This window comes from Sphingomonas sp. PP-CE-3A-406, from assembly GCF_003688625.1.
Classification (GTDB): Bacteria; Pseudomonadota; Alphaproteobacteria; order Sphingomonadales; family Sphingomonadaceae; genus Sphingomonas.
Genome location: NZ_RCWY01000002.1, coordinates 37,217 through 52,505, shown reverse-complemented (window position 1 = coordinate 52,505; position 15,289 = coordinate 37,217). Strand labels below are relative to the sequence as shown.

At 64.7% G+C, this 15,289-nt stretch carries 10 protein-coding genes; 9 read left to right on the top strand and 1 reads right to left on the bottom strand.

What is annotated here, in order from left to right:
- Positions 1–69: 69 nt before the first annotated feature.
- The 9 genes from C8J44_RS06660 (at position 70) to C8J44_RS06620 (ending at position 14,399) form a co-directional block, all read left to right on the top strand.
- Positions 70–321 carry a hypothetical protein gene (locus C8J44_RS06660; RefSeq protein ID WP_056050651.1) on the top strand — a complete coding sequence of 84 codons (252 nt, stop codon included), beginning with the start codon at positions 70–72 and terminating at the stop codon, positions 319–321.
- Positions 314–1,069, top strand: a complete 756-nt coding sequence (locus tag C8J44_RS06655; protein WP_121903924.1) for an A24 family peptidase — start codon at positions 314–316, stop codon at positions 1,067–1,069. The genes C8J44_RS06660 and C8J44_RS06655 overlap by 8 nt, the downstream gene beginning before the upstream one ends.
- Complete coding sequence (locus C8J44_RS06650) at positions 1,066–1,512, top strand: hypothetical protein (protein ID WP_121903923.1); 447 nt, start codon at positions 1,066–1,068, stop codon at positions 1,510–1,512. The genes C8J44_RS06655 and C8J44_RS06650 overlap by 4 nt, the downstream gene beginning before the upstream one ends.
- A 136-nt stretch (positions 1,513–1,648) precedes the next feature.
- Positions 1,649–3,841 (top strand): BamA/TamA family outer membrane protein, encoded by a 2,193-nt coding sequence (locus tag C8J44_RS06645; RefSeq protein WP_404969202.1) that lies wholly within the window; start codon positions 1,649–1,651, stop codon positions 3,839–3,841.
- A complete protein-coding gene (locus tag C8J44_RS06640) occupies positions 3,841–8,109 on the top strand; it encodes a translocation/assembly module TamB domain-containing protein (RefSeq protein WP_121903922.1) in 4,269 nt (1,422 codons plus the stop codon). The genes C8J44_RS06645 and C8J44_RS06640 overlap by 1 nt, the downstream gene beginning before the upstream one ends.
- 69 nt (positions 8,110–8,178) lie before the next feature.
- Positions 8,179–9,666: an NAD(P)/FAD-dependent oxidoreductase gene (locus tag C8J44_RS06635; protein ID WP_121903921.1), complete on the top strand. Its 1,488-nt coding sequence runs from the start codon at positions 8,179–8,181 to the stop codon at positions 9,664–9,666.
- Positions 9,667–10,184: 518 nt separating this feature from the next.
- Positions 10,185–11,465 (top strand): EAL domain-containing protein, encoded by a 1,281-nt coding sequence (locus tag C8J44_RS06630; protein ID WP_259466751.1) that lies wholly within the window; start codon positions 10,185–10,187, stop codon positions 11,463–11,465.
- A complete protein-coding gene (locus tag C8J44_RS06625) occupies positions 11,450–13,942 on the top strand; it encodes an ATP-binding protein (protein WP_147453148.1) in 2,493 nt (830 codons plus the stop codon). The genes C8J44_RS06630 and C8J44_RS06625 overlap by 16 nt, the downstream gene beginning before the upstream one ends.
- A gap of 64 nt (positions 13,943–14,006) precedes the next feature.
- Positions 14,007–14,399: a response regulator gene (locus C8J44_RS06620; protein WP_056050637.1), complete on the top strand. Its 393-nt coding sequence runs from the start codon at positions 14,007–14,009 to the stop codon at positions 14,397–14,399.
- On the opposite strand, the gene C8J44_RS06615 is transcribed toward C8J44_RS06620, so the two are convergent.
- Positions 14,396–15,232, bottom strand: a complete 837-nt coding sequence (locus C8J44_RS06615) for a class I SAM-dependent methyltransferase (protein ID WP_121904612.1) — start codon at positions 15,230–15,232, stop codon at positions 14,396–14,398. The genes C8J44_RS06620 and C8J44_RS06615 overlap by 4 nt on opposite strands.
- Between the last annotated feature and the right edge of the window lie 57 nt (positions 15,233–15,289).

The following is a 15,289-nucleotide window of genomic DNA, read 5'->3' as shown; positions in this document are numbered from 1 at the left end:
TCTGCCCCCGTATCTGGGGTTGATGTGCGGCAATACAAAGCACCACGGGATGCGCCTAGACCCCCCATCATGGAAACACTCATCACGACGCTCAAATGGTCCGCCGCAGCATCCGGCGTCATCGCCGCGTTCATGGTGTCGCTCGATTTCGGGCGGCGCGTGACAGGGTGGGGGTTCGTGCTGTTCGTCGGCTCGTCGATCGCGTGGCTGAGCGGTGCGGCCTTGACCGGGGACTGGGCGCTGGGCACGCAGAACATCGTGTTGTTCGGGATCAACCTCCTCGGCGTGTATCGCTACCTCGTGCGGAAAACGGGTGTCTGAGGCCGCGTTCTGGGCGGTGCTGCTGGGCGTGCTCGGCGCGATCATCGGCAGCTTCGTCGCGGCGCTGGTGACGCGCTGGCCCGACGGACGATCGGTGATGCAGGGGCGCTCGGCGTGCGATGGCTGCGGGCGGACTCTCCGCGCGGTCGAACTGGTGCCGCTGTTGAGCGCGCTCGTTCTGCGCGGCCGGTGCAAAGGGTGCGGCGTCTCGATCAGTCCTGTGCATTGGCGGATTGAGCTGTCGGGACTTGTGATCGGCGTGGCGGCGGGGATCGTTGCACCGGGACAAGTCGGTATCGCAGGCGCAGTGTTCGGATGGCTGCTTCTGGCGCTGGCAAGCCTCGACCTCGTCGCGTTCTGGCTGCCCGATCGGCTGACGATCCTTCTCGCCGCGACCGGGCTCGTCGGCGCCGCGCTTGGTATCGACCCGCCGCTTCAGGAACGGCTGATCGGCGGTATCGCCGGGTTCGGCGCGCTGTGGCTGGTCGCGTTCGGCTACAGGCATTTGCGGGGCCGCGACGGAATGGGCGGCGGCGATCCCAAGCTGTTCGGCGCGATCGGGCTGTGGCTCGGGTGGCAGATGCTGCCCGCCGTCCTGCTCATCGCAAGCATGATCGGGCTCGGTGTGGTCCTCGCCGCGCACCTCAAGGGGCGCAGCATGGCGTCGGACACCGCGCTCCCGTTCGGCGCGTTGCTGGCGATCGCGGCTTATCCCGCGTGGCTGTTCATGATAGGCCTGACGTCATGATCTCGCTCGCTCTTATGCTCGCGCTGCAAGCCGCGGCCCCGTCTGCTGCGGCCAATCCGGGGGCGAACCCAGGCCCGGGCCCCCTCGGCGCGATCGGCACGCAGAAGCTCCCCGCCAAGGGATGCGCCGCGTATCTCTGGAGCATGGACGCCGGCCGGCAGCTCGTCGCGATGGCGACCGCCGACCCCGCGCAGATCCGCTTGGCGATCGACGGCAAGACCAATGACTACGCGATGACGACGCAGTCCCCCGCGATCGGCTTCGGCTTTGGCGGCGTGACCCAGTATCGCGGCCGCGATGTGACCGCGACGCTCGACATGGCGGTCGCGGTCCGCGCCGACATCTCCGCCGGCGCGACCGTGACCTCCGCGACGCTACGGATCGACCGCCCCGGCCGCGATACGATCGTCATGCCGGTCGGTGGCCTAATCGGCTGTGTCTGAGGTTAATTTTTGTGAAACCAAGCCGTCCTATGTGCGTTACGTGGACGAAGATGGGGGTGAATCGAGCACGATCGCTGCCTGTAAAGGGGATCGTGTGACAGCTTCTAACCGCCGGCATCATTGGCTCGCTCTGGCGTTGGTAGCGTCGACTACAGGTTTTACCGGGGGATTTGCGGGCCTCGCTTCCGCACAACTCGCCAAGCCGGGCACCGCCCCGGCCAAGGGCCCCGGCGCGCCCAAGCCCAGCGATCAGCCGCAGTCGAACGATCCGCGTTCCGACGCGCCGATCGTGCCGGACGCGGAGTTCGACAGCGCCTTGCCGCCGTTGAGCGGGGACCTGAACGCGCCGTTGGAAGCGATGGCGCCGCTGCCCGCTCCGACGACCCAGGCACCTGCCCAGGCACGCGCCCAGAAACCGGCGACTCCCGCCACCGCAACGACCCCCGCGACCACGCTCGCCGGCGACGTCCTGCCGCCGACCGGCCCGAGCGATCCACAACTCGCGCAACCACTGACGCCGCTGTCGAGCTTCGACACGACCCCGCTCCAGACCGCGGCCGACATCAAGGACAAGGACGCGCCGGAGATCCGCTACGAGACCGCGACCAAGGGGCTCGACAAGGCGGGCGACGGACTAGAAGGCGAATACAAGGCGCTGTCCGCGCTCGCCGAGGGCAAGGGCAAGGCGGCGAACGCCACGCAGGTCGCGGCGCGCGCGCGTGAGGACGAAGCGCTGGCGGTGCGGCTGTTGAAGTCGCTCGGCTATTACGATGCGACCGCGATCTCGACGATCGAAACGATCCCCGACGCCGACAAGACCAAGCCCGCGCGGCTGAAGGCGACGGTCAGCGCGCAACCCGGCCGGCTCTATTCGCTGTCGTCGATCACCGTGAAGGCGGACGCCACGACGCCCCCCGATCTGGTTCGGACGCAATTGCCGCTCAAGGTCGGCGATCCGATCGAGGCGGCACGGATCCAGGGCGCGGAGGCGAATGTCAGCCTGACGCTGCCGCAGCAGGGCTATCCTTTCGTCAAGGTCGGCGAGCGCGACATCCTGCTCGACGACCAGACCCCGACCGGCGCGTACACGCTGCCCGTCGATACCGGCCCGCGCTCGTCGTTCGGGCAGCTGCGCACCGAAGGCGATCCGGTCTTCAACCTCGAGCATCTGAACCTGTTCCCGCGGTTCAAGTCGGGGGAACTCTACGACAACCGGATGACCGACGACCTGCGCGATGCGCTGGTCGCGACGTCGCTGTTCTCGACGGTGTCGGTCGAGCCGGTCCGCACCGGCACGATCAACCCCGACGGCACCGAGCAGGTCGACCTGCTGGTCCGCCAGAGCGAAGGCAAGCCGCGCTCGCTCGGCGGCAATGTCGGGTTCTCGACCGGGCAGGGCTTCCGCGCGGAAGGCACGTGGCAGCACCGCAACCTGTTCCCGTACGAGGGCGCGCTGATCGCGTCGGTGATCGCGGGTACGCAGGAGCAGGGTCTGGCGGGCACGTTCCGCCGCGCCAACGCGGGCAAGCGCGACAAGACGTTCAGCCTGACCGCGGGCGCGAACCATTCGAATTACGACGCCTACGACGCGTTCACGACCAGTGTCGGCGTCCGCTGGAGCTACGATTCCACGCCGATCTGGCAGAAGCCGCTGACCTATTATTACGGTGGCGAACTCGTCGGCACGAACGAAAGCGTCTACGACTTCACGCAAGGCAAGGACGTCCGCCGGACCTACGGCATCGTCGCGCTACCGGGCCAGGTGAAGTTCGATCGCTCGGACAGCCTGCTCAACCCGACCAAGGGCTATCGCCTCACGCTCAACCTCAGCCCCGAAACGTCGGTGCAGGGGTCGGTGAAGCCATACATCCGGACGATGATCGAGGGGACGTTCTACTATCCCGTCTCCAGCAGCATCGTCATCGCGGGCCGTGCCAAGGCGGGCTCGATCCAGGGCGTAGACCGCGACGATCTCGCTCCGTCACGACGCTATTACGGCGGCGGCGGCGGATCGGTGCGCGGCTATGGTTATCAACGGCTCGGGCCGTTCGATCCCAACGGCAACCCGGTCGGCGGCCGCTCGCTCAACGAATTCGCGCTGGAGGCCCGATACCGGTTCGGCGATTACGGCATCGTGCCGTTCATCGACGCGGGCAACAGCTATGAGAGCAGCACGCCAAACCTGTCATCGTTGCGCTACGGCGCCGGCATCGGCGGGCGCTTCTACACCAGCTTCGGCCCGATGCGGTTCGACGTCGCGACTCCGCTGAACCCCCGCAAGGGCGACGGCAAGGTCGCCCTCTACATCTCGATCGGGCAGGCATTCTGATGGCCGAAAACGGCACCTCACCTGTTGAACAGGGCCCTGCTGAGCGGGACCAGTTCGAGCAGACCGAAACGGTGATCGTAGACCGTCGCCCACTATGGCAGCGTATCCTGAAATGGCTCGCGATCCTGGCTGTCGGCCTGATCGCGCTCGTCCTGATCGTGCTGTTCGGAATCAACACCGATCCGGGCCGGCGCCTCGTCGCGGACCAGATCGGCGGCTACACCACCGCATCCGGTCTCAACATCAAGGTCGGTCGGATCGACGGCTCGATCTACGGCGCGATGACGCTCAGCGACGTGCGGGTGTCGGATCCCAAGGGCGTCTTCCTGACCAGCCCGAAGCTCGCCGTCGACTGGCGTCCGTTCGCGTTCGCCAAGAACCATGTCGACGTGCGTTCGCTGACCACGCCGCTGGTCACGCTGCAGCGCCGCCCGGTGCTCAACGCGACGCCGACCGACCCGAACGCGCCGCTGCTCCCCGATCTCGACATCGACGTGAACCGCCTGGTGATCGATCGCTTCCTGATCGCCAAGCCGGTCACCGGCCAGACGCATATCGTCAAGATCGACGGTGCGGTTCACATCGCCGACAAGCGCGCGCAGCTGACCACCAACGCGACCGCACTGACCGGCCCCGGTATCGCCGGCGGCGACCGCCTCGTGCTGAAACTCGACGCGGTGCCCGAACAGAACAAGCTCGACGTCAATGTGAAGCTGACGGCTCCGGTCGGCGGCGTCGTGTCGACGATGGGCGCGTTCAAGGCACCGTTGACGGCAAGCGTCGACGGCCGCGGTAGCTGGGCCTCGTGGCAGGGTCGTGCGGTCGCGACGCTCGGCGGCGGACAGCTCGCCAACCTCGGCCTGACCGCGAAGAACGGTCATATCGAAGTGCGCGGTTCAACGCGTCCAGGCCTGTATCTCGAAGGTCCGGTCGAGCGCCTGACCGCGCCGCAGCTCGACGTGGCCATCGATACCACGCTCAACGACCGCAAGGCCGACACGCGGATGACGCTGAAGTCGGACGCGCTTGCGGTCGACGCCGGCGGCCTGATCGATCTCGCCAACAGCCGTTTCGGCAATTTCGCGGTCAACGCGAAGCTGCTGACGCCCGGTGCGATCCTTCCGAACCTGCGCGGTCGTGATGTCACGGCACGCGTCGTCCTCGACGGCGCGTTCGCGACGCCGACGGTCGACTACAAGGTGCGCGCGGCGACGATCGCGTTCGGCGACATGGGCGTCGAGAACCTCTACGCCGAGGGTCTCGCCCGCGTGAACTCGGACCGTATCCTCGTACCGATCAAGGCGCGCGCGCGTCGCGTGACGGGGCTCAATGCCGCCGTCGGCGGGCTCGCGACCAACGTCGCGATCGACGGCGACTTCGCGATTTCGGGCGTCAACGTCCTGTCCGACAACCTCAAGATCCGTTCGGACAAGATCGATGCGACCGCGGTGGTCGTCGCGAACATGGCGACCGGTCGCTACACCGGCGCGCTCAAGGGCCGGATCAACAATTACCGCGTCGACGGCATCGGCATCGTCAACCTGACGACCGACGCGAAGCTGGTACCGGGGCCGAAAGGCGGCTTCGGGATCACCGGTCGCGTCGTCGCGCAGACCTCGCAGATCTTCAACGAGGGCGCGCGCAGCTTCCTCGGCGGCAACGCGATCATCCGCTCGGACATCGGCTACAGCCCCGAAGGCATCGTTACCTTCCGCAATCTTCGGATGAACGCGCCACAGTTCCGTGTGACGAGCGGCGAGGGCCGGTTCGATCCGGCCACCGGCGCCGTGCTGGTGAATGCCGACGCGTATTCGACCGCCTATGGCCCGCTGTCTGCCCGCGTCACGGGCAGCGCCACGGCGCCGGTCGTCGTCCTACGCGCACCGCGTCCTGGTGTCGGTGTCGGCCTCGTCAACCTCAACGCGCGTATCGTCGGTCGCGGCGGCGCCTATGCCGTCACCGCGAGCGGCGGCACCAATTACGGGCCGTTCACCGCCGACGTGCTGGTCAAGCCGGGCGCGCAACTCGCGGTCGACGTGCGCCGCGTGGTGTTCGCCGGGATCGTCGGCAGCGGTCGGATCGTCCAGACTGCGGCCGGCCCGTTCGCGGGTGCGCTCCAGTTCGCCGGGCAAGGCCTGTCGGGCAACGTCCGCCTCGCCAACCAGCGCGGCTACCAGCGCGCCGACGTCGCGGCGCGTGCCAACGGCGCGAAGATCCCCGGCATGGTCGACTTCACCATCGGCCGCGCGATCGTCAACGCCACCGCGGTGCTGACCCCGACGCCGCAGATCGTCGCCGACGCGCAGATCGCCGACATGCGCTACGGCGCGATCGTCCTCTCCGCGGCGCGCGCGAAGGTGAACTACGTCGGTGGCAACGGCACGGCACAGGCGCTGCTGACCGGCTCGAACGGCGTTCCCTTCCGTCTCGCCGTCAATACCAAGCTCAGCCCCAACAATTACCTCGTCGCAGCGCAGGGCCAGGCGAACGGCATCGACTTCCGCACCGTCAATCCGGCGCGCATCCAGGCGGTGAAGGGCGAATATCGCCTGTCGCCGACCCGGATCGACTTCGGTGGCGCAGGCGGCGGCTCGGCGCGCCTGGCCGGCAGCTATGGCCGCGGCACGAACGCGCAGGTCCGGCTCGATCGCCTCGACCTGTCGACGCTCTCCGCTTTAGTCCCGAACCTCGGCATCGGTGGCAAGGCGACCGGCAGCCTCGACTTCTCGCAGGCGAATTCGGCCGCACTGCCGACCGCGGACGTTCGCGTAACCGTCGCCAACTTCACCCGCTCGGGCCTCGCCGCCGTCTCCGAACCCGTCGACATCGTGTTCGCCGGGACGCTCGGCGGCGAGGGTGCGACTGGCCGCGCGCTGGTGCGTCGCGGGACGTCGGTCATCGGCCGCATGGTCGCCAACCTCCGGCCGCTGCCGGCGGGCAACGGTTCGTGGAGCACGCGCCTGATGGCCGCGCCGCTGTCGGGCGGGATACGCTATAATGGCCCGTCCGCGGTGCTGTTCAGCTTTGCGGCAATTCCGAACCAGCAATTGTCGGGCCCGATCGCGGTCGCAGCCGACTTCTCCGGGCGCCTGTCCGCACCGCAGCTCAACGGCGTCGTCCGCGCCGATAACCTGACCTACGACAACGAGACCTATGGCACGCGTCTGTCGCAGATGCGGATCGCCGGGCGGTTCTCGAACACCGACCTGCAACTGACGCAGCTGACCGCAAAGGCCGGCGACGGCACCGTGCAGGCGCAGGGCAAGATCGGGTTCGCGGCGGATAGCGGTTTCCCGATCGATATCCGCGCGACGCTGAACAATGCGCAGCTCGCCAAGAGCGACGCGATCAGCGCGACCACGACGGGTACGGTTCACCTCACCAACGGACGCGATGGCGGCCTGATCCAGGGCGATCTCCAGATCCCCGAGGCGCGCTACCAGATCATCCGCCAGGGTCAGGCCGAGGTCCCGGAACTGACCGGCGTTCGTCGCAAGAGTGATATCCGGACGCCCGTCTCGACCGACCGCTCGGACGTGCCTGCGATCGGCAAGTTCAAGCTCGACCTCCGTGTGCGTGCGCCGAACCAGCTGTTCGTCTCGGGCATGGGCCTCGAGTCCGAGTGGGAGATGGACATGCACATCGGCGGCACCTCCGCCGCGCCGATCGTCACCGGTGGCATGGACGTGGTCCGCGGCACCTATTCGTTCTCGGGCAAGCGGTTCGAGGTGAACAAGGGTCAGATCCGCTTCCGCGGCGGTGCGCTGACCGACCCGGATATCAACATCCAGGCGACCACTACGACCAGCGATATCACCGTCGTCATCAACGTCACCGGGACCGGCCAGAAGCCGCAGATCGCGTTCACCTCGACGCCGGTCCTGCCGCAGGACGAGGTGCTCAGCCGCCTGCTGTTCGGCTCGAGCCCAGCCAATCTGTCGGCGACCGAGGCGATTCAGCTGGCGTCCGCGTTGAACTCGCTGCGCGGGTCGGGCGGCGGCGGCCTGAACCCGCTCGGCAAGCTCCGCTCGGCGACCGGGTTCGACCGGTTGCGCGTGCTCGGCGCCGATCAGGCGACCGGGCGTGGCACCAGCCTCGCGGCGGGCAAGTACATCACGAAGAACATTTATGTTGAGATCGTGACCGACGCGAAGGGCTTCACATCGACGCAGCTCGAGATTGCGCTGACCAAGGCGCTGAGCCTCTTGTCGGCCGCGGGATCGAGCGGCGGGCAGAGTGCGAGCGTCAAATATACGAAGGACTATTGAGTAAAGATCACAACAGGATAGGTTCGGTTCTGAAACCTACGGCGTAACGCCGGGGCGGGAGGATGCAGCATGACCGAACATGTCGACGTGATCGTGGTGGGCGCCGGCATTTCCGGAATCGGTACCGGCTACCACCTGCAGACGCGCTGCCCCGACCGGAGCTACATGATCCTCGAGGGTCGGCAGTCGATGGGCGGGACGTGGGACCTGTTCCGCTATCCCGGCATCCGGTCCGACTCGGACATGCACACGCTGGGGTTCGCCTTCCACCCCTGGACGGCGGCCAAGTCGATCGCCGACGGCCCCTCGATCCGCGCCTATGTCGAGGAGACGGCGAAGGAATACGGCATCGACCGCAAGATCCGCTACGGCCATCACGTCAAGTCGGCGGCGTGGTCGACCGAGGACGCCCGCTGGACCGTCGAAGCGACCGGCCCCGACGGTGCGCGTGTGCATCTGACCTGCAACTTCCTCTCGATGTGCGCGGGCTATTACAATTACGCCAAGGCCTATTCGCCTAAGTTCGAGGGTGCGGACAGCTTTGCCGGGCAGATCGTCCACCCGCAATTCTGGCCCGAGGACCTCGACTATAGCGGCAAGAACGTCGTCGTGATCGGCAGCGGCGCGACCGCGGTGACGTTGGTGCCGACGATGGCGAAGACCGCCGCACACGTGACGATGCTCCAGCGCTCGCCGACCTACATCGTCGCGCGGCCGGGCGAGGACGGCGTGGCGAACTGGCTGCGCGGGAAACTGCCGGCAAAGGCTGCGTATGGCATCACGCGGTGGAAGAACGTGTTGATGGGGATGTTCTTTTACCGAATGGCACGGAAGAAGCCCGCCGTGGTGAAGGAGCGGATGATCGGCATGATCCGCGATCATCTCGGCCCCGACTACGACGTCGCGACGCACTTCACGCCGCGCTACAATCCGTGGGACCAGCGCGTCTGCCTGGTGCCCGACGGCGACCTGTTCACCGCGATCAACGCCGGCACTGCCTCGATCGTCACCGACACGATCGCGCGGATCACGCCCGAGGGTATCCGGCTCGATTCGGGGAAGGACTTGCCCGCCGATGTGATCGTCACCGCGACGGGGCTCGAACTGCAACTGATGAGCGGGGTCGCGTTCAGCCTCGACGGCAAGTCGATCGAACTCGCCGGGCGGCTCCAGTACAAGGGGATGATGTTCGATGGCGTGCCGAACCTGTCCTCGACCTTCGGCTACACCAACGCGTCGTGGACGCTGAAGGCCGATCTGACCGCAGTGTACGTCTGCCGCCTGCTCAACACGATGAAGAAACGAGGGTTGCGGCAAGCGACGCCGAGCAACGACGATCCCAGCATGAAGCAGGAGGCGTTCCTGGATTTCACCTCGGGCTATGTGCAGCGCGCTGCTGCGGCTCTGCCGGTTCAAGGCGCACGCAAGCCGTGGAAGCTGAACCAGAATTACGCGCTGGATCTGCTGGCGTTGAAGTTCGGCTCGGTAGACGATTCGATGAGGTTCTCGAACCCGGCGACGCTTCATTCGCTACGCGCTGACATGACGCGGGCCTAGCCGTCGATTCGGCTCCTGAATGAGCGCTGTTCGGCAATGCAAGGATTGGAAACCGGAATTGGTGCAACTTGCAGCCAATAAGGTTTTATTTGACGTTGCGTTGGAAGCTTTGATCAAAAGCGCGTTTGGACAGCCTTTATCAAAACTCGTTAGTCATTGACTAATAACGGTTAAATGTCGGTCCGGAAACCTGACGCGCCAACTGGTGGCGAATCTGTATCCGGACCGACGAACGTTATTCACCAAGGACGGATGGTGATTCCGAGTACAGAGGCAATGATCTTCAGCATGTTTATGCTCCCTTATGGGCACCGTTACCGGTGCTCGCACAACATATCACTAATGCGACGTTAAACAATCATCTTTATAGTCTGTTAACCATACATAATATGTGTGTGTCGCTTGCAGTTAAGGGTATGTTTAGGGCTCGCCGATAGCACGACGGGATGAGCGAACATCCGTACTCGCAGATCGAGTGCAGCCCGACGCAAACCGATGCGCGGCTGGTCGATCCGGTGTTGCTCGGCGAACTCCGGCAGGACGGGATCTGTGATCGGGCGCTGAACGGTTGGCGTTTCCTGATCCTGGCAGAAATCGCCAACTTTGCAGCGCTGCGACGCCACCTCGGCAAAGCCCGTTCGGAGACGTTGATAGTCGATTTCGGCGCGCGGGTGCGAGAAGCTCTGCCGGACGCGCGCATCGTTGCGGTCGGTCGCGAAATTCTTGAAATTGCGTTCGAGAGTGGGGCTCGGCTTGCGCTCGATGTCGCGATCGCTGCGCTGGAAGGCGCGTTCGAACGTCCATTCGATATCGACGGCGAGACCCACGATATCCAGGCACGCCTTGGTGGTGCCGCGGCGGCCCCGCATCGCGACGAGGTTCACCTGATCGAGGCAGCGGAACAGGCTTTGGCGGAGGCGCGTATCGAGCGCACCCCAGTCGCGCTCGACGTGGCCGGAAGCACGGAGGCGATCGATCGGGCTCAACTCGTCCGGGACTTGCCGGTCGCGATCGAAAACGAAGAGCTTTTTCTGCAGTATCAACCGAAGGTGCACCTCCGACGGCAGCAGATCACCAGCGTCGAGGCACTGGTTCGCTGGAACCACCCGACACGCGGAATGGTGTTACCGAGCGACTTCATTCCATTGGCTGAAGAAACTCACGATATTGTCGCGCTGACCCTGTGGACGATACGACGGTCGATCGAGGACCAGAAGATATTGTCGCGGGCCGGGCACGATCTGCGGGTGTTCATCAATATCTCCGGCGTGCTCCTGGCAGATGCGTGGTTCGTAAGGCAGGCGTGCGCATTGGTCGAGCAGAGCGGTGCTCAACTCGGATTCGAGATCACCGAAACTTCGGTCATTCGCGATCCCGAAAGCGCGATCGCGAACCTCAAGGTCTTTGCCGAGATCGGCATCGTCATCGCGATCGACGATTACGGGGCGGGGTTGTCTTCACTGGCGTATCTCAAGCAATTGCCGGCGCGAGAATTGAAGATCGACAAGCTTTTCGTGACGCAATTGACGAGTTCGAACCGCGACCCGCTGATCGTTCGCTCGACCATCGACCTTGCGCATGCGCTGGAAATGGAAGTCGTCGCGGAAGGCGTGGAGACGCCCGCGGCGATGGCGCTCCTGTCGGTGATGGGGTGTGACATGATCCAGGGATTCCTGATCAGTCGTCCGATCAATATCGATGCGCTGATCCATTTTCTCGACGACGGCAAGGCGCTGGCGCTGGCCACCGACGTCCGGGCGCCATTCAATCGACTGGCGACCGTGTGGAAGCGCGCCTGATCTCCCGTATTCTTCGAAGTCTCGCCCTAATCATGGCGGTAGTGCTTTTGGGCGCGGCGCCCTCGCCAGCAATGGCAACGCCGCCGTCGCCAGCGAGGGAGGCAAATGAGGGCTATGCAGACGCTGTCGCTGAGGCGAAAGCCGCAATGCTCATTAATCCTCAGCAGGCGTTGATCAAAGCGATAGAGGCCGAGCGTCTTGGTTCACGGATTGCGCAGGTCGATGACCGCAGCGTTGCGATCGCTACCGCGCAGTGGCTTCAGGGCGAAGCGTATCTGCGGACCAACAAATCGGACATGGCGGAAGCACCTATCGAGAGCGCAATCGCCCAAGTCGCACAGCGCCAACCCAAATCAAAGCTTCATGGCGATCTTCTGCTGTCCTTGGGGTGGCTAGACAGCAATCGGGTGCGAATGGGCGACGCGTTGCGGGATTATCAAGGAGCGTTCGAGATATATCGGAAGCTCAACGATCCCCGCGGGCAGGCCCGTGCTCTGGTCTTCATCGCTTCGCTGTACGATCAAGCCCGCGAGCAGCAAACTGCGCTGAAATACTTCCAGCAAGCGCTAGACATATACCAGTCTGACGTGAACCTTTCTCTTTCGATCCATAATAACCGAGCGCTCTCCCTTGCGTTACTGCGCCGCTACCCTGAGGCGCGAGACGAGCTTGCCAAGGCCCTGTCTATCGCAAAGATTCTTGGAAGTCGGAACCTGCTCGAGCAGATCTATATCAATATCGCATGGATCCAGCTCAAGATCGGTAATCTGTCACGGGCCGAACAAGCGTTGATATTTGCGCGCAAGGTGGCAGACACAAGCGATCTGGGACTTCGAAGCAGATTGTTGGCAACGGATGCGCAAATCTCATTGCAGCGCGGCGATGTCGTGCAGGCGCGCGCGTTGATGGTCAGATCCTTGGTCGGCCTTAGTCCAACGGACACCGACATGACCTACAGAGATGTCCACCAGACTGCGTACGACATTTATAGCATGATCGGCGATGCGAAGGGCGCCTTGGGGCAACTTCAAGCCCTTAAGCGAATGGATGACGACGCAACCAAACTGGCGACGGACACCAAAACTGCGCTTATGGCGGCACGGTTCGACTTCGCTAACCAGGAACTAAAGATAAGCCAGCTCAAGGCGACCGAACTGCAACGGAGCATCGCGTTTGAACGCGCGCATGCGCAGACCCAGCGCTATATGTTTATCGGTGCATCGGCCGCGGTGGCGGTGGTGATCGCAATGCTGGCGGTCGGGCTGGTCACGATTCGCCGCAGCCGCGACCGTGTGCGGGCGGCGAACGACGACCTCGCCGTGACCAATGATGCGCTCGGCAAAGCGCTTGCCGCCAAGACCGAGTTCCTGGCGACCACGAGCCATGAGATACGGACGCCGCTCAACGGTATTCTCGGCATGACGCAGGTGATGCTCGCGGATCGGGCGCTCGGGACCGCGATCCGCGACCGCCTCGACATCGTCCACGGCGCCGGTGTCAGGATGCGCGCTCTGGTCGATGACATTCTCGACGTCGCCAAGATGGAGACGGGGAATTTGACGATCGAGTCCGCGCCGTTCGATCTTCGCGCGACGGTGATCGACGCGACCCGGATGTGGGACGAGCAGGCCCGTGCCAAGGGATTGTCGTTCGTCGTCGACCTGGACGGCTGTCCGGACATGATCATGGGTGATGCTGCGCGAGTCCGACAGATCGTGTTCAATCTGCTGTCGAACGCGCTCAAGTTCACGACATCGGGCGAGGTGGCGCTGACGATCGACGTAGTGACCGACGATCGGCTTCGCATTGCCGTCATCGATTCGGGTATCGGCATCTCGCCGGGCAAGTTCGAGGAGATATTCGAATCGTTCAAACAGGCCGATGCGGGCACGACGCGGCAATTCGGCGGGACCGGGCTTGGTCTCTCGATCTGCCGCAACCTGGCGCGTGCGATGGGCGGCGATGTGTCGGTCGGCAGCGCGATCGGTCGCGGCGCGACGTTCACGTTGACGCTCCCGTTGATCCGCGCCGAACCTATCGCGATCACCGAACGCGGCGCTGTGGAGGGAACGGTAACGCTGGTACTCGATCGCAACCCGATCACACGCAGTATGTTCACGACGTTGCTCACGCCGCGTTGTGGTCCAGTCGGGTGCGCGACGTCGGTCGACGAAGCTATCGCTCGACTTGATCTGGGCAATGTCGCGCGCGTGCTGATCGACGACGCGACGGTACAAGGGGAGGGCGATCATATCGCAGCGCTGACTCGGATCGCCTACGCAGCCGCATCGGCATGTGTCGAAACGACGCTGCTCTGGCCCATTTCGGCTGATCGGGAACGCGAGGAATTGCTCGCGACAGGGATCACGCGCGTCGTGGCAAAGCCGGTCAGCGGGGCCGATCTTATCGCGGCAGTTTTACATGGATCAGTTTTAAAAAACCACTCAATTCCTGACCTTGTATCTCACGCTGCATGACGCGTAGACGTAGCGGCATGACGGTCCTTTCGCCTCCTTTCAAACGCCCCTCGCGACCTACCTCGTGAACGTCCTTTTCATCGAAGACGACCGGATGAACCGGCGTGTTGTCAAAGACATGCTCGACGTCGCCGGGGCGACGATGGTCGAAGCGGAGAGCGCCGAAATCGGCTTGAAGATCCTCGATGACGACGAGTTCGCGATCGTGCTGGTCGATCTGCGAATGCCCGGCATGGATGGGATAACCGCGATTCGGCATATCCGCGCCCGAGGTGATGCAAAGGCGGTCGTGCCGATCATCGTCGTCACCGCGGATATCGCGCCCGACCTCCGCCAGCGATGCCTTGCCGCGGGAGCGGACGACGTGATCTTCAAGCCGGTCGCGATGGATGCGCTGTTCGAGGCGATGGGACGCATCCTGGCGCGCGCCGCGGAGGGCGACGGACTGATCGCCTAGCGTTTGAGCGCGTCGCCCAGCGATGCCGTCGCGCTGCCGCGTCTAGCGGGCTTGGGCTGCGAGGGATCGGGCGACCAGCCGGTCAGGAAGACGATCTGGAACGTCTCCCGCGTTCTTCCCGTATCGTCGGCAGCATCCGCAAATGCAGTGAACGTCCGGGCGAGCACGTCGCGTGTCAGGGGCTGGCGTTGCGCGAGCATATTGTTCGCCGCCATGCCGCGCAGATCGGCGAACACGCGGCTCAGATCGGCATAGCGGACATCGAGCGTCTCGACATCGGCGACCGGCAACGCGAAGCCGGCGCGCATCAGCAGGTCCCCCGCCGACCGCACGTCGATCTGCGGATGGAGGCGCGCGGCGGGGCGTTCGCTCTCGCCGATCCGCAACGCCGCACGGAGCGCGTGCAAGCTGCCCGCGCCGACGAACGCGCCGAGAAACAGCCCGTCGGGACGCAGCACGCGTCGAATGAGAGCAAGCGCGCCGGGCAGGTCGTTGACCTGGTCGAGCACGCCGGCGCTGACCACCAGATCGAACGACGCGTCGGCGAACGGCAGGCGATCCTCGTCGGCCTGTACCCCGCCGGTTCGTGCGGCAAACGCGAAGCCCGCGTCGCACCGCACCACGCGCGCGCCCGGTGGCGGTGAGAATGCGCCATCGAAACAGCCGAGATCGAGGATGTCGGTGAACGGGCGGGTGACTGCGTCGATCCGCTCGGCGATCCCGTCGAGCATCGTATCGCGAAGAAATGCATGATCGGCATAATCGGGTGCGGCGCGGTCGCGACGCAGGCGACGCGCCGCGCGGTCGAAGATTTCGGGAGGACTGTCTGACACGACCGCGCTTGTGCCGTGGTCGGGCTTCCACGACAAGGTCTCGCAGGGGGAGCCAGA

Bases quoted from the DNA above. Each gene is read 5' to 3' on its own strand.
- C8J44_RS06650 (WP_121903923.1), top strand. From the start codon at position 1,066: ATGATCTCGCTCGCTCTTATGCTCGCGCTGCAAGCCGCGGCCCCGTCT.
- C8J44_RS06640 (WP_121903922.1), top strand. From the start codon at position 3,841: ATGGCCGAAAACGGCACCTCACCTGTTGAACAGGGCCCTGCTGAGCGG.
- C8J44_RS06635 (WP_121903921.1), top strand. From the start codon at position 8,179: ATGACCGAACATGTCGACGTGATCGTGGTGGGCGCCGGCATTTCCGGA.
- C8J44_RS06660 (WP_056050651.1), top strand. From the start codon at position 70: ATGGAAACACTCATCACGACGCTCAAATGGTCCGCCGCAGCATCCGGC.